The sequence below is a fragment of the Antribacter gilvus genome, from assembly GCF_003946865.1.
GTDB lineage: Bacteria > Actinomycetota > Actinomycetes > Actinomycetales > Cellulomonadaceae > Antribacter > Antribacter gilvus.
Window position 1 is genome coordinate 246311 of sequence record NZ_QXTH01000009.1, and the last position, 16639, is coordinate 262949.

A 16639-nucleotide genomic window follows, 5' to 3' on the forward strand; every position below is an offset into this window, starting at 1 on the left:
CGGAAACAACCGACCAAAGCCGATCCGCACCGGGCGCTCTACACCAAGGAGTATCCCATGAACCCCCTCTCCCGTCTGCTCGCCGCGGTGGACGACTGGCTGTATGCCGTCGGCCGCGCGGTCGGAGCGACGAATCCGACCCCCGCCGAGGACTTCGCGGCTGACGAGCCCGTGCCGTTCGTGCCCGTGGACCACACGGAGCCCACGCCGCTGTACGACCGCACGAAGGACCGTGCGTACATCGAGGCCGAGTTCGCCGACAAGGTCGAGCGCGACCTCGCCGAGTGGACCCGTCAGAGCCAGGACGGGGGCCTGTCATGACCGCCACGACCGAGCGCCTGTCCGTGACCGCGTTCACGGCTGCCCTGCGCGAGATGGCCGACTGGCTGGATGCCGAGGCGCTGGAGTACCAGGACGTCCTGTCGCAGCGGGGGCACCCGGGACAGGACGTGGGCATGACGCTCATCCTGGACTCTCGTGAAGCGGTCGAGCAGTTCGCCGAGCGAGCGGGCGTCGAGGTCGACAACCTCGGCGACCAGGTGTGGGCAACCAAGGGTTTCGGCGTAGGAAGCGACCCGCGCCACGGCATCGACGCCTACTCCAACGCGCTGACCGTGCGGGTCGCCTATGTCGCGCCCGTCACCGACGACGAGGCGGAAGCCGAGGTGTCGTCATGACCGCCATCCACGAGCACATCACCACGGACCTGCGTCACGAGGTCGGTGAGCGGCTCACCGTCAACGGGCACGCCGTCGTCGTCCTCGTCGTCCACCCGCACGGTGCGGGCTGGCGTCACGAGGTCGAGCCCGTGGCGCTGCCCGAGGTGCCGATCGCTCGTCCGCTCCAGAGGCACGACACCGTGCTGTACATCGGCCCGATCCCGGAGCTGGAGGGCCAGGTCGGCACCGTCGGGTACACGCGGCCGGACGTCTCCGCCGTCGGCGTCACGTTCCCTGACGGTGAGTGGTCGATCCCGGGCGGCAGCCTTGTGCGCGTCGAGCCCGCTCCCGAAGTGGACCCCGTCGGCCCGCTGGCCGGCGAACCGTTCGGCAAGGGCTCGTCCGAGATCCTGCGCCGCGCCGGGCTGGACACGGACGTCCTGGACGGTCAGCGCATCAGTGCCGCCATCTGGGCACTGGCCGACGCGGTCCGCGACTGGGCGCACCGTCCGGCCGGGGCCGCGCGGGACGGCGACCTGCGCGCGTCGTTCATCACGTTCAGCGAGCGGGTGCCGTCATGAGGCGCACCATCTCCGACGCCGAGCTGACGACGCCTCGCGAGCGCATCGACGCGAGCAACGACCCTGACCGTCTCCTGGAGGCGTTCGCGGGACTCCTGCGCGGTGCTGCCACCGCGACCGGTACCGAGGACGTGATGGCGGACGTGTCCGCGATCATCTCCGACGGCGAGGTGTACGGCACCGACCGCGAATGGGTCGAGTGGGCACCGTGCGGCTGCCAGGACGGACGCCACGAGTTCGGCAAGGGCTCGTACTGGGGGCGCGGCTGGTGGCGTGACGACGAGAAGTCGGCACGCGAGGCAGCGGCGCAGATGTCCGCAGTCGCCCCGGGAGCGAAGGTCCGGCCGCACGTGGTCCGCCACGTGCACGCCGAGACCGCCGTGGAGGTGGCCCCGTGAACGCCATCGCACTCACCGTCCGGGACTGGAAGTCCCTCATCGCCAAGGTGAAGCCGCACGCCTCCCGGGGTGAACTGCCGCTCCTGTCGTCGGTCCGCCTGTTCGAGCACAAGGGCCACCTGGCCGCACTCGCCACCGACCGCTACACGCTGGGTGTCGCGTACGAGCGGGGCGTCACGGTGCCCGAGGGCTTCGACGCGGTGATCCCGCTCGACGCCATCACCGAGGCCGAGCGCATGGCCCGCATGCCCGCCCGGATGGCTCACGGCCACCACGTGACGATCGAGGTGGACGGCGGCAACGTCTCCATCTCGGTCACCCGCGTGGCCGGTGGGTCCCTGTCGCTGACCACCACCACGCGCGAGGGCTACCCCGACGTGCTGCGGCTGATCGCTGGCTTCGACGAGGGTGGCGACCCTGCACCGCTGACGTTCGACGCCCGGCACGTGGCGAAGTTCCAGAGCGCCGGCGCAGCGCTGGTCTGCGAGCGGCGCGGGAAGTTGGTCCTGATCCGCACCAACGAAGACTTCATCGGCCTGCTGGTGCTCATGTCAGGCGGCGGCGAAATCCGCGACGCCTGGGACGACCTCCTGGCCGGGGGTGCGAAGTGATCCCCGCCGACCTCGTCCTCTTCTTCCTCGCCGTGGTCCTCGTGTCCGCCGCTGTCGGTCTCGCGGTCGGTCTGATCCACGGCCGTGACTGGTCCGTCTCGCGGATGGACCCGGACCACCTCGCCGCCGCCCTGTACCGCGCCGACTGCCCCGGTGGTCACTGGCTCCTGCTGTCCGAGGTGGCCCGCACCAAGTACCGCGAGTTCGCGCAGACCCTCATCACCGACCTGTCCGGAGGACTCTGATCATGAACGTCACCCAGCAGATGAACGCCGTCCCGGCTGAGCGGCGGCGGTTCCCCGGTGGCCCCTCGGTCGCCCTGCGGACCTACGCCAAGAAGGCTGGCGTGCGCATCCGCACCCGGAACGCGCCCGCCACCGTCGAGTCCTCCTACGAGGTGGACGGCGAGTTCGTCGTCGTCAAGGACGGTGAGCAGTCGTGACCCAGCGCCTACACAGCCACCCCGACGCCAAGGCCGCGTTCCTTGCGTCGCTGGAGTACGGCATCAACCCCCTCGTGCGCTACGAGCGACGACGGCCCCTGCGCTCCCTCACCCGCGACGACATCGCCCAGATCCGACGCGAGCGGGCCGCACAGTCCGCGCGACGGAAGGGGCAGACGGCGTGAGGGCCCCGAAGCCCGGTTCCGCCGAGTGGCTGCGGTACATGACCGCATCCAAGGTCGCCGCCGTCGTCGGCACCAGCCCGTACGAGTCCCGGTTCTCCCTCTGGCACCGCATGCACGGCGACCTCGAACCCCAGCCCCAGTCCGCCGAGATGTCCTACGGGCACTACCTGGAGCCCGTGCTGCTCCAGTGGTTCGCGGACCAGCACCCCGAGCTGATCGTGAAGCCCGGCGAGTGGGCCGAGGTCGACGGCTGGGCCGGCGCCTCGCCCGACGGTCGCGTCTTCGGCAAGACCAAGCGTGATCAGGCGGTCGTCCAGTGCAAGACCTCGCGCCTGGCCTACGAGTGGGAGACCGGCGTACCGCCCGGCTACTACGACCAGGTCCAGTGGGAGATGTGGGTCACCGGTGCCCGCCGCGCCTACGTCGCAGCCGACGTCGCGATGGAGTTCCGCGAGTACCCGATCGATCGGGACAACGACCGCATCGACCACCTCGTGACCGAGGCCCGGGCGTTCATGGACTCCCTCGCCGCGGGGACCCCGCCCCCGCTCGACGGGTCCTCCCACACCTACCAGGCGATCCGAGCCCTGCACCCGGAGATCGACCCCGAGTCGGTCGAGGTACCCGCGGCCCTCGCCGTGCGCTGGCTCGACGCCCGCGAGGTGGTCGCCGAAGCCACCGAGGCCGAGACGCTCGCGAAGAACGAGATCGCCGCCCTGATGGGCAACGCGCAGCGCGCCGTCTGGGACGGCACCACCCTGCTCACCCGCCAGGCACGCAACGGCGGCACCCCGTACGTGGTCGCCGCCCGCGGCCTGCCCAGCACCCGAAAGGCCGCATCATGAGCGCCGACGTCGTAATCCGCCAGCACGCCACCGAACTGACGAGCGTGCTCCCCTCCCACCTCGCCGAGAAGGGCGACGGGTGGCTCAACGCCGCCGTCGCCGCAGTCCGCAAGGACCGCAACCTCTGGAACGCAGCGAACAGCGACCCCGGCGCCGTCATGAACGCCCTCGCAGAAGCCGCCCGCCTCGGACTCCAGCCCGGGTCCAAGGAGTACTACCTGACCGTGCGCGGCGGGAAGGTGCTCGGCATCGTCGGCTACCAGGGCGAGATCGAGCTGATGTACCGCGCCGGCGCCGTGTCCTCCGTGATCGTCGAGCCCGTGTTCGAGCGCGACGGATTCGAGTACACCCCCGGCGTGGACGACCGCCCGAAGCACCGCATCGACTGGGACGCCGACGACCGCGGGCCCATCCGCCTGGCCTACGCCTACGCCGTCATGAAGGACGGGGCCGTGTCGAAGGTCGTCGTCGTCAACAAGACGCGCATCAGGCGGGCCAAGGACGCCTCGGCGACCGCGGGCAAGTCGCACTCCCCGTGGACCTCGGACGAGGTCGCCATGTGGATGAAGACGGCTGCGCACGACCTCGCGAAGTGGGTGCCCACCTCGGCGGAGTACATCCGCGAGCAGCTTCGCGCCGTCAAGGAGGTCGAGGCTGAACCCGCCCGTGCGAGCGACCCCCGGCCCGAGCCGGTGCACATCGTGGAAGCCCAGATCCTCGACGAGGACCCCTTCCCGAACGCGCCCGAAGACGGTGCGGCGTGAGCGGGCTGAGCGTGGGCGCCATGTTCGCCGGTTACGGCGGGCTGGAGCAGGGCGTCTCGCAGGTTTTCGACACCGAGACCGCATGGGTCGCCGAGTTCGATGCCGCCCCGTCCAAGATCCTCGCCACCCGCGAGCTCGACCCCACCCCACCCGGCCCGCCCATCGACGGCGACCAGCCAACCCTCGACCTGGAGGACGCGTGACCCCCTACTACACCGACGACACGGTGACCCTCTGGCACGGGGACTGCCTCGACGTGATGCGCACCCTGCCCGACGGCTCGGTCGACGCGATCGTCACGGACCCGCCCTACGGCCTCGAGTTCATGGGTCGCGAGTGGGACGGCGCCGACGGGTTCAGGCGCTCGCTCAACGCCGCCGACGCTGGACGCGACAACCCATTCGGCCGCGCCTCGCGCACGTCGCCGGAGTACCGCGCTGGCTCGATGTTCCAGGAGTGGTGCGAGCTGTGGGCCACCGAGTGCCTGCGGGTCCTCAAGCCGGGCGGGCACATGCTGGCGTTCGGTGGCTCGCGCACCTGGCACCGTCTCGCGTGCGCTGTCGAGGATGCCGGGTTCGAGATCCGCGACTCGATCGCGTGGCTGTACGGGTCCGGGTTTAGCAAGGGCGGCCTGCTCGGCAATCGGCCCGGCGTGTTGTGGTGCGAGTGTGGGGGGAACCCAATACCATATGACCATGCCGGTAACCCTGATCTGCCCCGAGTGCGGCAAGACGTTCACGCGCCCCCCGTCCCACGCGGCGAGGGTCAAGACCCCGTTCTGCTCGCGCCAGTGCAACGGCCAGGCGCGAGGCAGGGAGTGGGCGAAGCACGGGGGCAAGGGCCGGGCGGCATGGTCGCCGGAAGCCGTAGCGTCAGCCGCGGAGAAGATGCGCGGGGAGCGCAACCCGTCGTGGAAGGGCGGCAGTTACATCGAGCCGGAGAAGGGCTACCGCATGGTGCGGAAGCCGGGGCATCCGAGGTCGAGGGCGAACGGCTACGTGGCGGAGCACCTGTTGGTCATGGAGCGGATGATCGGCCGCCCAGTGGTGCCGCCGGAAGAGGTGCACCACATCAATCGGGACCGGGCGGACAACCGGCCGGAGAATCTGGTCCTGTATCCGGATCACATGTCGCACTGGATGACGGAGCACTTCGAGGACGTGCAGAGTGCCCGAGATGCGGCGGCCTCGACCCGGCATTCCGAGGATTCTCCACAACCCTAAAGCCCGCTTTCGAGCCCATCGTCGTCGGCCGCAAGCCCCTCGTCGGCACCGTCGCGGCGAACGTGATCACGCACGGCACCGGGGCGCTGAACATCGACGGGTGCCGGGTGGGGACGTCGAAGGACGTTCCCACCTCGCCGAGCCCCGGCGGGCAGCACGGCGCCTACTCGCCGATCGGCGCGCTGTCGGACAGGGGCGGCATGGATCCCAACACCGGCCGCTGGCCCGCGAACGTCGTCCTCGACGACACCCAGGCGGCCGAGCTCGACGCGCAGACTTCGCATCTGCACCTAGCGGGAAACAAGGGCGGAACTCCGCGCGACCTTCGAAACTTCTCGGCAGGCGAGCGCGGGACCACCAACCGCATCGATGAGATGCCTGCATCTCCGATGGACCAGCAGGTCGGCGCATCCCGGTTCTTCCCGACGTTCCGCTACGAGGCCAAGGCCCCGACGGCCGAGCGACCCCGCGACGGCGAGACCGCACACCCCACCGTGAAGCCCCTGGACCTCATGCGCTGGCTCGTCCGGCTCGTCACACCGCCTGGCGGAGTCGTGCTCGAACCGTTCGCAGGGTCGGGGACGACCGCGGAGGCGTGCGTCATCGAGGGGTTCCGGTGCATCGCGATCGAGAGGGAGGCCGACTACCTGCCGCTCATCGTCTCCCGGCTCAGCAAGCCGCTGCAGCTCGGGCTCGACCTCGGGGAGGCGTCATGACCCACTACCAGCGGGGCCGGCGCCTGGAGTGGGACGTCCAGCACGACCTGGCCGCCCACGGCTACATCACCCTGCGCGCCGCCTCCTCCAAGGGCGCCGCCGACGTCATCGGCTTCAAGCCGGGGCAGGTCGTGTTCGTCCAGGCCAAGACCAACGGGCTCATCCCGCCCGCCGAGAGGGTCGCCCTCCTGCACCTGGCAAGCCTCATCCCCGGGGCCCTCGCCATCGTCGCCGCACGACCCACCACCACCTACCGACGCCTCACCGGACCCGGCCCCAAGGACTGGGTGTCGTGGACGCCGGACGAGCTTGAGGAAGTGACCGCATGACTAAGCGGACCACGACGCTCCCGGAGATCAGGACGGTCGCGAGCTTCACCGCCGACGAGAAGGAGCGGGCCCTGTGCGCGCAGATCGGCGCGTGGGCGGGTGACGTCTGGTTCCCCGAGGTCGGCGAGTCGACCCGCGAGGCCGTGCGCGTGTGTGCCTCGTGCCCGCTGACCCGGCTCGAGGACGGTGGCAACGGCCGCTGCCTGGAGGTGGCCCTGGCGAACAACGAACAGCACGGCGTTTGGGCCGGGCTGTCGCCGAACGAGCGTCGGTCGCTGCGGCGTGACGAGATGGGGAAGGCCGCATGAAGTCGACCCCCCTCGCCTGGACCCTGGCCTGGCTGCTGGCTGTCCTGCGCGTCGGCCTGGACCACCTCGGATTCCGCGGTAACGACGGCTTCACCCGGCCTGAGAGGCGCGTGCTCGCCGAGCGGTACCGGGCACGCATCGAGCGGCCCCTGACTGACGAGGAGCGCGCCGCTGTCGCACGGTGGCGGGTCGAGCGTGCGCGGGACGTCAAGCGGGCGGGAGGTGCGTCGTGAGCATCACCTTCATCGGCGAGAACCGCACTGGGCGCCTGACGTGCGGCACCGAGCACCTGCCCGGCTGCTACAACCCCGGCATCAACCTCACCGCCTGCATCTGCGGGCAGGTGTGGTGGGTCGGTCAGGTCGGTACGTGGCACTCCACCGCCCGCCGCGAGCCTGCGCCCGCGATGCCCACGCTCGGCGTCGGCATCGGAGCGCCTGGCCTGCGCGAGGCAGACCGGAAGCTTCTCGGCTGGGACACGTACTACTTCCACGCCGACGACTGCCCGAACCGTGACGCCCGCAAGCCGTGCCACCCGTGCGGCGGCAGCGAGCCGACCGACTACCACACCGCCGCGAAGGCCGCGCGAGGGGAGGCATCGTGATCCGCCTCAACGTCCGCCACCACCTGACCGGCTCGCTGCACCAGGTCGCCGAGTGCGACGTGAGCGGGTGCGTGGAGTCCATGTACCTGCCCGCGTCCGAGCAGGCGAGCACGCTCATCTACCTCCGGCGTCTCGGCTGGGGTGTCGGCGACGTCGAACCCGAGTGGCGCGACCGGCCGGCGACCTGCCCCACGCATTCCGCACCGCAGCCCCCGCAGCCCGACACCGAACCCAAGCGGGCGCTGTGGATCGGGCGCGTGAAGGACGCGCTCGGGCGACGGGACATCGGCGCGCTCGTCACCGCGCTGGCCGACGGGTACGCCATCCCAGACGAGGAGAGGTCCACACCATGAGGTCTCGCTGGGGCAAGCTGTACGGCTCCCTCCACTCGTCCGTGAAGTGGCGTCGCGCGTCCAAGGGAGCGCGCGCGCTGTGGGCGACGGCGTTCAGTTGGAGTGTCGCTCAAGGTACGGACGGGTATGTCCCGAAGGACATGCTGAGGGGACTAGACGGTACGCGTGCTGAGGCTGCGCGACTCGTCGAGGTGGGCCTGTGGGAGGTCGCCGAGGGTGGGTGGATGTTCCATGAGTGGCTGGGTCACAACCGGTCTGACCAGCAGATTCAGGAGGGACTGACCAAGACTCGCGAGCGCGTCGCCAAGCACCGCGAGCAGAAGCGTAACGCGTTACAGGGTGACGAGGTAACGCGTTACTCCGAAACCGGTAACGCGCACGGTAACGGCGTAAGACAAGACAAGACAAGAGAAGAAGAAGGTTTGGAGGTAAAGGTCACCAGCGGCGGCACCGAGAAAGAGCCGCCCCGACTGGAGACCAGCATCCCGAGACACGTCATCGACAGCACGTGGGGACCACAGAACCGGCACCGCGCCTACTGCGCCACCAACGGGCTCAACCTCGCCCGCGAGACCGAACGCTTCCGGGCCGACGCCAGGTCCAAGCGCAAGGCGCGCATCGACTGGGACGCCGAGTTCGACCTGTGGCTCTCCCGGTCTGCCGAGTACGCCGAGAAGGACGCCAAGGCCGACGCACGCCCCGGCTCGTCCGTCTGGGACCGCGACGTCACCGGGCAGGGGGCGCGCGCATGAGCGACACCGCCCGGTACGCCGACCAGGAGACCGCCATCGTCGGGCTCGCCATGCGCGACGCCACCGTGATCGACGACGCGCACCTCGTCGGCGCGGACTTCGCAGCACCACAGCTCGGCGCGCTCTGGGACCTCATGACCCGGCTGCGTCGCGACGGGCAGCCGTGCGACCCGGCGACCGTCGTCGCCAACCTCGGGCGCCTGGAGGTCCGCGGCATCGACGCGGCCGACGTCGCCGCCCTCTACGGCGACGCACCCGGCGCCGGGGCAGACCACTACGCCGGGCTCGTGTCCGACGCAGCGACCCGGCGCCGGCTCGCGATGTCGGGGCTCCGTGTGCAGCAGATCGCCGAGGCCGCAGACACCGCGGCCGAAGCGGTCGAGATGGCCCGCGCGGAGATCGACGCGTGCTCACGGTCCGTCGCCGGGCTGCACATGCTCGGCGACGAGATCCGGGCCACGCTCGAACGGCTCGACCACCCCGACACCGCGATCCCGACACCGTGGGCCGACCTGAACCACCTCATCGGCGGTCTGCGTCCCGGGAGGCTGTACATCGTCGGAGCCAGGCCCGGCGTCGGTAAGTCGCTCATGGCGAACGGTCTCGCCGTCGGGCTGTCCGCTCACGGCGGCGTCGCGGTCAACAACCTGGAGATGTCCCGGCACGAGGTTCACGAACGGCTGCTGTCCGCCGAGTCGGGTGTGCCGCTGTCCCGGATCATCACCCGCCGCCTGGACGGTGAGCACCGGCTGGCCCTCGCCGCCGCAGAGGTGGAACTCGAGCGGCTGCCCATCTCGATCGACGACCGCGCGTTCGTCAGCATCACGGACGTCCGCTCGCACGCCCGGTCCCTGTCGCGGTCCGCGTTCGGGCTGTCGGGCGTGATCGTCGACTACCTCCAGCTCATGTCGACGCCGCGGGGTGACAAGCGGCCCCGGCACGAGGTCGTCGGCGACATGTCTCGCGGGCTGAAGGTGCTCGCGAAGGAACTCGACGTCCCGGTGGTCGCCCTGTCGCAGCTCAACCGTGGCTCCGAGGCGCGCACGGACAAGCGGCCGACGATGGCGGACCTTCGCGAGAGCGGAAATCTGGAGCAGGACGCCGACGTGATCGTGCTGCTGCACGTCGAGGAGGACGACCCGACGACGATGCACGTCGCCGTGGCGAAGAACCGGTCCGGCATGACGGGTGTGCTGAAGCTGAGGCGGCAGGGTTCGTTCGCCCGCCTGGACAACCCGACGTGGGCGCCGGCGAGAGGAGCGGCCTGATGCGTGTCGAGATCCTGGGCGGTCCGGACGACGGGGAGGTGGTGATCGTGCCCGAGGGCGCGGTGTGCCTGCCTCGCACGGTGGTCCTGCCCGACCCGCCGACATTCTTCCGTAAGCCGCCGAGCCGCACGCGTGCGCACCTGCTGCGGATTGAGCACTGGCCTGATCGTGCACTGCCCGTCGCGGTGTGGCGTGAGCCGAGCGACGAGACGACACCCACCACCACCGAGGAGACATCGTGACCGAGCACACCGACCCCCGCACCCCGACCGCCTACAGCATCATCCCGCCCGAGGTGGCCCGCGGCTCCGAGGAGGCGCACCGAGCCTGGCGCGCGTCCCGTGGCGAGACCGTGGACGCCGAGCCCGAGAGGATCACCGTGAGCGCCCCTTATGAGCCCGAGACCCTGCCCGAGGACAGCGACGACGGGACGATGCCTGAGAACGTCGCCACCCTCGCCGAGGCGGTCGTCGGACACCGCATCGTCAGCGTCGTGACCGAGCGCGTGCCGACCCAGTGGGGCGGCACCGAGGAGGCCACGGTCATCACGCTCGACTCCGGCCGCCGGGTGCACCTCGCCGACACCGACGACTGCTGCGCCCACACCGAGCTCAAGGCGTCGTCACCTACGCGCCCCCTGGCCTGGTCGCCATCCGCCTGCGGCAGTTGCTCGCCCCGCTGACCACCGACCCCGAGGAGACCCCCGATGGACGCTGACCAGGTACCCGAGGACATCCTGGAGACGGCCCGCGCTGCGCTCCTGCAAGGTGGCCCGGCCTACGGCGCCGAACTGCGCCCCGACGGCACCGAGGACCCGAGCATGGCGGCGTGGGTCGAGGGCTGGCACGACGCCTGGGCGCACCTGCCCGACGTGCTCGCCGCCGTCTGGCCGCTGATCGCCGCGCAGGTGCTCCAGGAGGCGACTGCTGCGCTCAAGGTGGCCTACAAGGAGCCGCCGACCACCGTCCTGACGGAGCCGCAGCGCGCTGGCTGGCAGATCGGCATGGCGCGGGCTCACCGCATCGTCCGAGACCAGTCCCGCGCCGCCGCCCTCCGCAGCCCGGACGCGGACGGGGGTGGGGAGCGTGGCTGAGGCCCGCTGCGCCTGCGAGTGGGGCGAGCAGCCCTGCGACCGCTGCCTGACCACCACCACCCCGACCAAGGAGACCCCATGAGCATCGGAACCGCGCCCATCGTCATGTGCGACGACCTGGGCGGCTGTGACCAGTGGAGCGTCGACCACTACGCCGCGACCACCCACTCCGTGAACGGCGTGCGGATCACCGCGACCAAGCGCGCGCCCGGCTGGACCCGCCGCGACATCGACGGCATGGCCTGGGACTTCTGCCCCGAGCACACCCCGACCGAGGAGGGGCCCCGATGAGCTTCCCCGCCCGCTACCGAGGCGCGTGCGGCGCGTGCGACGAGCCGATCGAGCCGGGCCAGGACGTGGAGTACGGCGACCTGGAGTTCCACCGCGAGATCGTGCACGCCGTCTGCCCCGACCCCGTGCGCTACGAGGCCCCCGTCTGCCCCGGATGCAACCTGACCCTGCCGTGCGAATGCGAGGACGACTGATGAGCGAGCAGACCTGGACCCGCCAGGCCCTGGAGAAGGCGATCCGCGAGCAGCACACCGACGGGGCGGCCTGGAACCACGAGACGCTGGCGGACGCCATCCTCTCCGGACCGCCCGCACCCCAGCCGATCGCACCCGGCACCGTGGGCACCGCGACCTGGGTCACCGTCGAAGGCGTCGTGCCGATGGACGAGGTGGTGGAGGGGTTCGTGGCCGATGGCACCGCTGAGGAGCGGGACAGGCTCGGTGAAGCTGCGTTCGCGGCGATCAGGACGGCAGGCGCGCACCACGACGGCGCCCAGACGTGGCAGGCGTACTTCCGGCCCATGACGTTCCCAGCGTGGGACGTGGCCGTGTCGAACGCCGTCAAGGCAGTGCGTCGTGACGTGCGGCTCGCCGAGGACCAGTCCGACCGGTGGCAGGAGCGCGCCAAGGCTGCCGAGGCCCGGCTGGCGTCGATCCTGGCGCTGCTGGACAACCCCGGCCCCGACGTCTCCTGCGCCGACCGGAACCTCACCACGCCCGGGTGCTTCGCCGTCGACCTCGCATCCCGGATCCGTGCCCTAGCCGGACCCGAGACGACGGGAGCGGGCCAGTGAAGCGGCTGACGATCGGCCGGCTCCAGTTCGCCGCCGTCGGGAACACGTTCTTCGCGGACTGGCGCATGGCCGAGGCGGGCAACCGGTGGCGGCTCGCCATCGGACGGCACCCGCGCTGGCGACCGCTCTTCGACGCTGCACCGCGCCGCTGGACCGTGCTCGGGCTCGACATCGACTGGTACGCGAAGGGCGTCGAGCGGGCTGAGCCGGTGGCCGCACGCGCTCGCCTGGCGTCCGGCGGCTGGATCACCGTCCCGCCCGCGTGGCTGGAGGCCATGAAGCACGGGCCGATCTGCGACCTGAAGACCGGGATCTGGTACGCGCTGATCGAGAAGGACGGCAAGGAGGAGGGGCCATGACGAACCGCTACCTGGTCAAGCTCTGGAGCGGAACCCAGACCGTCGAGGGGTACATCAGCGTCGTGTCCGGCGCGCTCGTGGTCCGGGCGAGCGTGTACGCGCCGCCCCACCTGATCATCGCGGCCGGCTCCTGGACGCGTGCGGAACTGATCACGGAGGAGGGCGAGGGGCGATGACCACCACGAACCCGTGCGCGTCCGGCTGCCGGATCCGAGACGAGCACAAGACCGACTGCCCCGGCGACGAGTGCCGCGGATGCCTGCCCCGACCCGCGAACCGGGGCACCCTCTGTGACACGTGCTACCTGCACCTGACGACCGACCTCGGCGACGTGCCAGCGCTCATGGAGCACCTCGGCGAGGTCGCACGGCTCGCCATGGTCGCCAGCGCCAAGCCGCTCACGACCGACCCCGTGCACCGGGGAGACGCCGCCGCACAGACCGTGCTGCCCGCCGCCTACCTCGCCGCCGACGAACTGTGGTCCCTCGTCGTCTCATGGGCGCAAGTCGTCCTCGAGGAGCACCCGGCGAACCTGCGCGGCCCCAACGCCCGACCGTGGCACGGTGATGTGGTCGCATGGATGCTGCCCCACGTGGAGTGGATCGCACGGCAGGAGTGGGCCAAGGAGATGAAGCGCGAGCTGGCCCGCGACGTCCGCACCCTGCGCGCACGCTGGCCCATGCCCGAGGACCGGGAGAACGACCGGCCCGTACCCGACGTGCGCTGCCCCCGCTGCGACGTCGTGGCGCTGCGGTACTTCCCGCCGGCTCACTACCGGCAGCCGTTCGCCGTGGCCTGCACCGAGTGCGGGCGACTGTTCAGCGAGGACGAGTGGGAGCGGCTGGTCAGCCTGCTCGCACGGACCGAGAGGAAGAGCGCATGAGCTGGATGGACGAACTCGGCGAGTGGGCAGCACGCGCGCAGCCTGGCGATCAGGTCGTCGTGCACGACTGCCGATACGACCGCGAGTACACCGTCACTCTGGGCGAGCACAGACCGCCAGCCAGTGACCTGCGCATCCTCGTGCCGCACGACCACGAGTGGGTCAGCGACATGGCGGCGACCGATGCCGAGGCCATACACTCACCTGCCGTGAGGACGAGGGTGAAGGGGCGAAGCCATGAGCCAGCGTGTGATCGACACCGAGGGTGTGGAGTGGCTGACCTACGCGCAGGCGTCGGCCCGGTTCCGGCTTCCGCAGGCGACGATCAGGTCATGGGTGCACCGAGGCGTGATCCACCCCGAGGACGTCAAGCGCTGGAAGGGGCGCGTGACCGGGGTGGCCGCTTCGGCGGTCGCCAGGGCTGAGGTTCACCTGTACCGCAACGGCGCGAAGCTGGCCGCTGGTCATCGGCGTGGCGCGCCGAAAGCGCGTCGGAGCGACGTGCAACAATAGGCGCAACTGGCAGACCTATCCCCGAAACGCCCCGGACCGCCCCCAGGTCTGGGGCGTTCGGCACGCGGGGAGACCTAGGCTGACGGCACCTGCTGTTCGAGCTCAGCACGCAGCGCCTCGAACGCCTCCCGGTCCCGCTTGCGGAACGTCACCACCAGCGACTCACGGTTCACCCGGTTAGGCTGCCGGTCACCGTACGACCACAGCCGCTCGGTGGACGCGTCCCTCACGTGCAGCCGCACCTGACCGTTCACGAGCGCGGACGCAGGCTTGAACTCCACCCGCTCCACGTCGGCGACCGGCACACGGATCACATCCGCGCCCGCTATCTTCGCGGACACCTTCCCCGGGTAGATCGTGACGAACTCGCCACCGTCGTACTCCAGGTCGGCACCGTAACCTCTCGCTCTCATAGTGTTCATGCTAGATATAGAGCCCTGACCCTGCGCGGGTGATACATGAGCGACCGTTCACGCTACGGATACGCACACCGCAAGGTGCGCAAGCAGTGGGAGCCGATCGTCGCTGATGGTGGCGTCGACTGCGCGAGGTGCAACCAGCCCATCGAGCCCGGCACACCCTGGGACCTCGGCCACGTGCCAGGTTCCGCCACCGAGTACGCAGGGCCGATGCACCAGGGCTGCAACCGGAACACGATGGCCGAACAGCGAGCGCTTGTGGCGGCTGTGAGTGAATACCGCTGGTTCGTGTAAAACCGCAGGTCAGAGGCCTGGAATCTTTAAGAACTGCGTGCCCGAAATGACCGCGCAGTCACCAATTTTTTTTCGCGCGCGAGCGTCGGGGGTTTTCGCCATGGACTCGACCGGCGACAGGCTCCGAGCGCTCGCGACCGACGAGACGGACGCGCGCACGCTGGCACTGCTCACCGAGGCCGCGAGGATCGCCGACAGGCTGGACGACCTCGACGACATCATCGCCGGCAAGGGCGTCCTGCAACTGCTCAGGTTCCGCCTGGTTGACGACGAAGGCCGGGTGGCTGAGGTCAAGTTCGACGGGGTTCTCGCCGAGTCTCGCCAGCAGGCGACGGCTTTGCGCGGGATCCTCGCGCAGCTCGGAGTCCCGAAGGTGGAGGCAGTGAAGCCGGAGCGGAGGTCGGGACTTGACCAGCTCCGCGCTCGCCGTGAAGCCCGCGCTGCTGCCCAAGGGTCAGCAGACGCCGCGGGTTCTGCATCGCCCTGAGTTCGACAGCGAGGACGACGCGCGTGACGCGATCGACCTGATGGAGTTGTGCGGGCAGATCCTCGACGTGTGGCAGTGCCTGCTCGTGTGCATGACGCTCGCGACCCGGGGCGGCCGGCTGGCAGCCTCGACGGTCGGGGCGCTCGTTGCCCGGCAGAACGGCAAGGGCGGCTGGCTCGAAGCGGTGGCCGTGTGGTCCCTGTTCGAGGCGCACCTGACCGGTCGGCAGTTCGGCACGAACCCGAAGCAGCCCGGCCGGAAGAACTTCACGCTGTGGACCGCGCACGAGCTGAAGACGTCCGACGAGGCGTACCTGCGCGTGAAGGCGCTCATCCAGGCGAACGACGACCTGGCCGCCGAGGTGGTGCGCTGGGACGGTGGGCTCACCGGGCAGCACGTCATCGAACTCCGCGACGGCTCGCGCCTCGCGTTCCTGGCCCGCTCGAAGTCGTCCGGTCGTGGCTTCTCGCCGCGCCGCGTGATCTTCGACGAGTCACAGCAGTTCTCCGCTCTGGCACACCGCGCGATGCTGTACGCGACGTCGGCGCAGGGCACGAACCGGCAGCTCATCTACACGGGCACCGTGCCGTCGGAGGAGAACGACTCCGAGGTCTGGACGGGCATCCGGGACATCGGCCGCAAGGGCGTCTCGGAGCGGGCGGCATGGGCAGAGTGGACCCCGGTCGGGAGCGACGACCCGGCCGCGAAGATCGACCCCGAGTCGTGGGATGTCCGGGCATCCTCCAACCCGGCGCTCGGCACGGACAGGCTGCTGCACGAGACGATCGACGCCGAGTGGGAAGCGGCGCAGTCGGACATCGACGGCTTCCTTCGCGAGCGCCTGTCGGTGTGGCCGTCGCTCGACGCGGGCACGGGCGTCATCAGCGCTCAGGCGTGGGCCGACTGTCAGGGCGCCCTGGTCGAACCGACCGGCCCCGTGACCCTCACCGTCGAGACGCAGCTCGACCGGCAGGCTACGGCGCTCATCCTGGTGGGCGCCGGTGACGACGGGGTTCCTCAGGTGCGCGTCGCCGTCCAGGCTCCCGGCGTCAGCTGGGTGCCCGAGATGGTGGCCGACATCTGCGACGCGCAGCCGTCCGTTAGGGCGGTCGTGCTCGACGGGAAGGGTCCGGCGGGTCCGCTCGAGGACGACATCGCCGAGGCGCTCGACGCCGCGGGCCTGGACGTCGACCTCGTCATCGCGACGACGTCCGACTTCGCCGAGGCGTGCGCGATGGCTGAGGACGCGATCAACGAGCGGGCCATCCGCCACGACGACGACCCGGTGCTGAACGCCGCGGTCCGGGGGGCGGTGAAGCAGACGATGGGCGACGCGGACAAGTGGTCCCGGCGCAAGGGCGGTGCGTCTGTCGTGGCGCTGGCGGGCATGTCCCTCGGCCTGTGGCAGTACCGGCGCCTGGCGGCGATGGAGTACGACCTGATGGATTCCGTGCTGTGAGGGAGGCGCC

General features: G+C 70.4%; 34 protein-coding genes and 1 pseudogene. 34 read left to right on the forward strand and 1 reads right to left on the reverse strand.

The window, feature by feature from the left end:
- Positions 1–57 precede the first annotated feature (57 nt).
- The 31 genes and pseudogenes from D1350_RS16705 to D1350_RS16855 all read left to right on the forward strand — a co-directional run bounded on the left by D1350_RS16705 (position 58) and on the right by D1350_RS16855 (position 13970).
- Positions 58–321: a hypothetical protein gene (locus tag D1350_RS16705; protein WP_125777154.1), complete on the forward strand. Its 264-nt coding sequence runs from the start codon at positions 58–60 to the stop codon at positions 319–321.
- A complete protein-coding gene (locus D1350_RS16710; protein ID WP_125777155.1) occupies positions 318–677 on the forward strand; it encodes a hypothetical protein in 360 nt (119 codons plus the stop codon). The genes D1350_RS16705 and D1350_RS16710 overlap by 4 nt, the downstream gene beginning before the upstream one ends.
- On the forward strand, positions 674–1240 hold the full coding sequence (locus tag D1350_RS16715) for a hypothetical protein (protein WP_125777156.1): 567 nt from the start codon (positions 674–676) through the stop codon (positions 1238–1240). Before D1350_RS16710 ends, D1350_RS16715 begins: the two co-directional genes overlap by 4 nt.
- Positions 1237–1638 carry a hypothetical protein gene (locus D1350_RS16720; RefSeq protein WP_125777157.1) on the forward strand — a complete coding sequence of 134 codons (402 nt, stop codon included), beginning with the start codon at positions 1237–1239 and terminating at the stop codon, positions 1636–1638. The genes D1350_RS16715 and D1350_RS16720 overlap by 4 nt, the downstream gene beginning before the upstream one ends.
- Entirely contained in the window at positions 1635–2249 is a 615-nt protein-coding gene (locus D1350_RS16725) for a hypothetical protein (RefSeq protein WP_125777158.1), read from the forward strand. Before D1350_RS16720 ends, D1350_RS16725 begins: the two co-directional genes overlap by 4 nt.
- Positions 2246–2494, forward strand: coding sequence for a hypothetical protein (locus tag D1350_RS16730; RefSeq protein ID WP_125777159.1), 249 nt, complete (start codon positions 2246–2248; stop codon positions 2492–2494). The genes D1350_RS16725 and D1350_RS16730 overlap by 4 nt, the downstream gene beginning before the upstream one ends.
- A 2-nt stretch (positions 2495–2496) precedes the next feature.
- Positions 2497–2691, forward strand: a complete 195-nt coding sequence (locus D1350_RS16735; protein WP_125777160.1) for a hypothetical protein — start codon at positions 2497–2499, stop codon at positions 2689–2691.
- Positions 2688–2876 (forward strand): hypothetical protein, encoded by a 189-nt coding sequence (locus D1350_RS16740; protein WP_125777161.1) that lies wholly within the window; start codon positions 2688–2690, stop codon positions 2874–2876. The genes D1350_RS16735 and D1350_RS16740 overlap by 4 nt, the downstream gene beginning before the upstream one ends.
- A gap of 38 nt (positions 2877–2914) precedes the next feature.
- The gene (locus D1350_RS16745; RefSeq protein ID WP_125777162.1) at positions 2915–3721 is read left to right on the forward strand and encodes a YqaJ viral recombinase family nuclease; all 807 of its coding nucleotides are present in this window, start codon (positions 2915–2917) and stop codon (positions 3719–3721) included.
- On the forward strand, positions 3718–4485 hold the full coding sequence (locus tag D1350_RS16750; RefSeq protein ID WP_125777163.1) for a recombinase RecT: 768 nt from the start codon (positions 3718–3720) through the stop codon (positions 4483–4485). The genes D1350_RS16745 and D1350_RS16750 overlap by 4 nt, the downstream gene beginning before the upstream one ends.
- Positions 4482–4688, forward strand: coding sequence for a hypothetical protein (locus tag D1350_RS16755; protein WP_125777164.1), 207 nt, complete (start codon positions 4482–4484; stop codon positions 4686–4688). Before D1350_RS16750 ends, D1350_RS16755 begins: the two co-directional genes overlap by 4 nt.
- 122 nt (positions 4689–4810) lie before the next feature.
- Positions 4811–5035, forward strand: a pseudogene (locus D1350_RS24525) (hypothetical protein); the annotation flags it as partial.
- A gap of 145 nt (positions 5036–5180) precedes the next feature.
- On the forward strand, positions 5181–5708 hold the full coding sequence (locus D1350_RS24530; protein WP_240644169.1) for an HNH endonuclease: 528 nt from the start codon (positions 5181–5183) through the stop codon (positions 5706–5708).
- Positions 5709–5770: 62 nt separating this feature from the next.
- Positions 5771–6424: a DNA methyltransferase gene (locus tag D1350_RS24535; RefSeq protein WP_240644170.1), complete on the forward strand. Its 654-nt coding sequence runs from the start codon at positions 5771–5773 to the stop codon at positions 6422–6424.
- The gene (locus tag D1350_RS16775; RefSeq protein ID WP_125777165.1) at positions 6421–6753 is read left to right on the forward strand and encodes a PDDEXK family nuclease; all 333 of its coding nucleotides are present in this window, start codon (positions 6421–6423) and stop codon (positions 6751–6753) included. Before D1350_RS24535 ends, D1350_RS16775 begins: the two co-directional genes overlap by 4 nt.
- On the forward strand, positions 6750–7061 hold the full coding sequence (locus tag D1350_RS16780) for a WhiB family transcriptional regulator (protein ID WP_125777166.1): 312 nt from the start codon (positions 6750–6752) through the stop codon (positions 7059–7061). Before D1350_RS16775 ends, D1350_RS16780 begins: the two co-directional genes overlap by 4 nt.
- Positions 7058–7294, forward strand: coding sequence for a hypothetical protein (locus D1350_RS16785; protein WP_125777167.1), 237 nt, complete (start codon positions 7058–7060; stop codon positions 7292–7294). The genes D1350_RS16780 and D1350_RS16785 overlap by 4 nt, the downstream gene beginning before the upstream one ends.
- On the forward strand, positions 7291–7665 hold the full coding sequence (locus D1350_RS16790; protein WP_125777168.1) for a hypothetical protein: 375 nt from the start codon (positions 7291–7293) through the stop codon (positions 7663–7665). The genes D1350_RS16785 and D1350_RS16790 overlap by 4 nt, the downstream gene beginning before the upstream one ends.
- On the forward strand, positions 7662–8018 hold the full coding sequence (locus D1350_RS16795) for a hypothetical protein (protein ID WP_125777169.1): 357 nt from the start codon (positions 7662–7664) through the stop codon (positions 8016–8018). Before D1350_RS16790 ends, D1350_RS16795 begins: the two co-directional genes overlap by 4 nt.
- Positions 8019–8242: 224 nt before the next feature.
- A complete protein-coding gene (locus D1350_RS16800) occupies positions 8243–8770 on the forward strand; it encodes a hypothetical protein (RefSeq protein WP_125777170.1) in 528 nt (175 codons plus the stop codon).
- Entirely contained in the window at positions 8767–10038 is a 1272-nt protein-coding gene (locus D1350_RS16805; protein ID WP_125777171.1) for a replicative DNA helicase, read from the forward strand. Before D1350_RS16800 ends, D1350_RS16805 begins: the two co-directional genes overlap by 4 nt.
- A complete protein-coding gene (locus tag D1350_RS16810) occupies positions 10038–10280 on the forward strand; it encodes a hypothetical protein (protein WP_125777172.1) in 243 nt (80 codons plus the stop codon). The genes D1350_RS16805 and D1350_RS16810 overlap by 1 nt, the downstream gene beginning before the upstream one ends.
- Complete coding sequence (locus D1350_RS16815; RefSeq protein ID WP_125777173.1) at positions 10277–10720, forward strand: DUF7448 domain-containing protein; 444 nt, start codon at positions 10277–10279, stop codon at positions 10718–10720. The genes D1350_RS16810 and D1350_RS16815 overlap by 4 nt, the downstream gene beginning before the upstream one ends.
- Positions 10721–10744: 24 nt before the next feature.
- Positions 10745–11131 carry a hypothetical protein gene (locus tag D1350_RS16820; RefSeq protein ID WP_125777174.1) on the forward strand — a complete coding sequence of 129 codons (387 nt, stop codon included), beginning with the start codon at positions 10745–10747 and terminating at the stop codon, positions 11129–11131.
- Positions 11132–11209: 78 nt separating this feature from the next.
- Positions 11210–11422, forward strand: a complete 213-nt coding sequence (locus D1350_RS16825) for a hypothetical protein (RefSeq protein ID WP_125777175.1) — start codon at positions 11210–11212, stop codon at positions 11420–11422.
- Complete coding sequence (locus D1350_RS16830) at positions 11419–11616, forward strand: hypothetical protein (RefSeq protein ID WP_125777176.1); 198 nt, start codon at positions 11419–11421, stop codon at positions 11614–11616. The genes D1350_RS16825 and D1350_RS16830 overlap by 4 nt, the downstream gene beginning before the upstream one ends.
- Complete coding sequence (locus D1350_RS16835) at positions 11616–12215, forward strand: hypothetical protein (protein ID WP_125777177.1); 600 nt, start codon at positions 11616–11618, stop codon at positions 12213–12215. The genes D1350_RS16830 and D1350_RS16835 overlap by 1 nt, the downstream gene beginning before the upstream one ends.
- A complete protein-coding gene (locus tag D1350_RS16840; RefSeq protein WP_125777178.1) occupies positions 12212–12574 on the forward strand; it encodes a hypothetical protein in 363 nt (120 codons plus the stop codon). Before D1350_RS16835 ends, D1350_RS16840 begins: the two co-directional genes overlap by 4 nt.
- Complete coding sequence (locus tag D1350_RS16845; protein ID WP_125777179.1) at positions 12571–12750, forward strand: hypothetical protein; 180 nt, start codon at positions 12571–12573, stop codon at positions 12748–12750. The genes D1350_RS16840 and D1350_RS16845 overlap by 4 nt, the downstream gene beginning before the upstream one ends.
- Positions 12747–13457: a hypothetical protein gene (locus tag D1350_RS16850; protein WP_125777180.1), complete on the forward strand. Its 711-nt coding sequence runs from the start codon at positions 12747–12749 to the stop codon at positions 13455–13457. Before D1350_RS16845 ends, D1350_RS16850 begins: the two co-directional genes overlap by 4 nt.
- Before the next feature lie 237 nt (positions 13458–13694).
- A complete protein-coding gene (locus D1350_RS16855) occupies positions 13695–13970 on the forward strand; it encodes a hypothetical protein (protein WP_125777181.1) in 276 nt (91 codons plus the stop codon).
- A gap of 74 nt (positions 13971–14044) precedes the next feature.
- Here D1350_RS16855 and D1350_RS16860 read toward each other — a convergent pair whose 3' ends face one another.
- Positions 14045–14383: a DUF4429 domain-containing protein gene (locus tag D1350_RS16860; RefSeq protein WP_125777182.1), complete on the reverse strand. Its 339-nt coding sequence runs from the start codon at positions 14381–14383 to the stop codon at positions 14045–14047.
- 45 nt (positions 14384–14428) lie between these two features.
- Here D1350_RS16860 and D1350_RS16865 point away from each other — a divergent pair, with 45 nt between their 5' ends.
- The 3 genes from D1350_RS16865 (at position 14429) to D1350_RS16875 (ending at position 16629) form a co-directional block, all read left to right on the forward strand.
- Positions 14429–14683 (forward strand): hypothetical protein, encoded by a 255-nt coding sequence (locus D1350_RS16865; protein ID WP_125777183.1) that lies wholly within the window; start codon positions 14429–14431, stop codon positions 14681–14683.
- 100 nt (positions 14684–14783) lie between these two features.
- Positions 14784–15170, forward strand: a complete 387-nt coding sequence (locus D1350_RS16870) for a hypothetical protein (protein WP_125777184.1) — start codon at positions 14784–14786, stop codon at positions 15168–15170.
- The gene (locus D1350_RS16875) at positions 15091–16629 is read left to right on the forward strand and encodes an RNA-binding protein (RefSeq protein ID WP_125777185.1); all 1539 of its coding nucleotides are present in this window, start codon (positions 15091–15093) and stop codon (positions 16627–16629) included. The genes D1350_RS16870 and D1350_RS16875 overlap by 80 nt, the downstream gene beginning before the upstream one ends.
- Positions 16630–16639 lie beyond the last annotated feature (10 nt).

Excerpts from the sequence above, each read along its gene's own strand:
- D1350_RS16705 (WP_125777154.1), top strand. The coding sequence starts at position 58 with ATGAACCCCCTCTCCCGTCTGCTCGCCGCGGTGGACGACTGGCTGTAT.
- D1350_RS16710 (WP_125777155.1), top strand. The coding sequence starts at position 318 with ATGACCGCCACGACCGAGCGCCTGTCCGTGACCGCGTTCACGGCTGCC.
- D1350_RS16715 (WP_125777156.1), top strand. The coding sequence starts at position 674 with ATGACCGCCATCCACGAGCACATCACCACGGACCTGCGTCACGAGGTC.
- D1350_RS16720 (WP_125777157.1), top strand. The coding sequence starts at position 1,237 with ATGAGGCGCACCATCTCCGACGCCGAGCTGACGACGCCTCGCGAGCGC.
- D1350_RS16735 (WP_125777160.1), top strand. The coding sequence starts at position 2,497 with ATGAACGTCACCCAGCAGATGAACGCCGTCCCGGCTGAGCGGCGGCGG.
- D1350_RS16745 (WP_125777162.1), top strand. The coding sequence starts at position 2,915 with ATGACCGCATCCAAGGTCGCCGCCGTCGTCGGCACCAGCCCGTACGAG.
- D1350_RS16750 (WP_125777163.1), top strand. The coding sequence starts at position 3,718 with ATGAGCGCCGACGTCGTAATCCGCCAGCACGCCACCGAACTGACGAGC.
- D1350_RS24530 (WP_240644169.1), top strand. The coding sequence starts at position 5,181 with ATGCCGGTAACCCTGATCTGCCCCGAGTGCGGCAAGACGTTCACGCGC.
- D1350_RS16775 (WP_125777165.1), top strand. The coding sequence starts at position 6,421 with ATGACCCACTACCAGCGGGGCCGGCGCCTGGAGTGGGACGTCCAGCAC.
- D1350_RS16780 (WP_125777166.1), top strand. The coding sequence starts at position 6,750 with ATGACTAAGCGGACCACGACGCTCCCGGAGATCAGGACGGTCGCGAGC.
- D1350_RS16785 (WP_125777167.1), top strand. The coding sequence starts at position 7,058 with ATGAAGTCGACCCCCCTCGCCTGGACCCTGGCCTGGCTGCTGGCTGTC.
- D1350_RS16800 (WP_125777170.1), top strand. The coding sequence starts at position 8,243 with ATGTTCCATGAGTGGCTGGGTCACAACCGGTCTGACCAGCAGATTCAG.
- D1350_RS16805 (WP_125777171.1), top strand. The coding sequence starts at position 8,767 with ATGAGCGACACCGCCCGGTACGCCGACCAGGAGACCGCCATCGTCGGG.
- D1350_RS16810 (WP_125777172.1), top strand. The coding sequence starts at position 10,038 with ATGCGTGTCGAGATCCTGGGCGGTCCGGACGACGGGGAGGTGGTGATC.
- D1350_RS16820 (WP_125777174.1), top strand. The coding sequence starts at position 10,745 with ATGGACGCTGACCAGGTACCCGAGGACATCCTGGAGACGGCCCGCGCT.
- D1350_RS16825 (WP_125777175.1), top strand. The coding sequence starts at position 11,210 with ATGAGCATCGGAACCGCGCCCATCGTCATGTGCGACGACCTGGGCGGC.
- D1350_RS16830 (WP_125777176.1), top strand. The coding sequence starts at position 11,419 with ATGAGCTTCCCCGCCCGCTACCGAGGCGCGTGCGGCGCGTGCGACGAG.
- D1350_RS16835 (WP_125777177.1), top strand. The coding sequence starts at position 11,616 with ATGAGCGAGCAGACCTGGACCCGCCAGGCCCTGGAGAAGGCGATCCGC.
- D1350_RS16845 (WP_125777179.1), top strand. The coding sequence starts at position 12,571 with ATGACGAACCGCTACCTGGTCAAGCTCTGGAGCGGAACCCAGACCGTC.
- D1350_RS16850 (WP_125777180.1), top strand. The coding sequence starts at position 12,747 with ATGACCACCACGAACCCGTGCGCGTCCGGCTGCCGGATCCGAGACGAG.
- D1350_RS16855 (WP_125777181.1), top strand. The coding sequence starts at position 13,695 with ATGAGCCAGCGTGTGATCGACACCGAGGGTGTGGAGTGGCTGACCTAC.
- D1350_RS16860 (WP_125777182.1), bottom strand. The coding sequence starts at position 14,383 with ATGAGAGCGAGAGGTTACGGTGCCGACCTGGAGTACGACGGTGGCGAG.
- D1350_RS16865 (WP_125777183.1), top strand. The coding sequence starts at position 14,429 with ATGAGCGACCGTTCACGCTACGGATACGCACACCGCAAGGTGCGCAAG.
- D1350_RS16870 (WP_125777184.1), top strand. The coding sequence starts at position 14,784 with ATGGACTCGACCGGCGACAGGCTCCGAGCGCTCGCGACCGACGAGACG.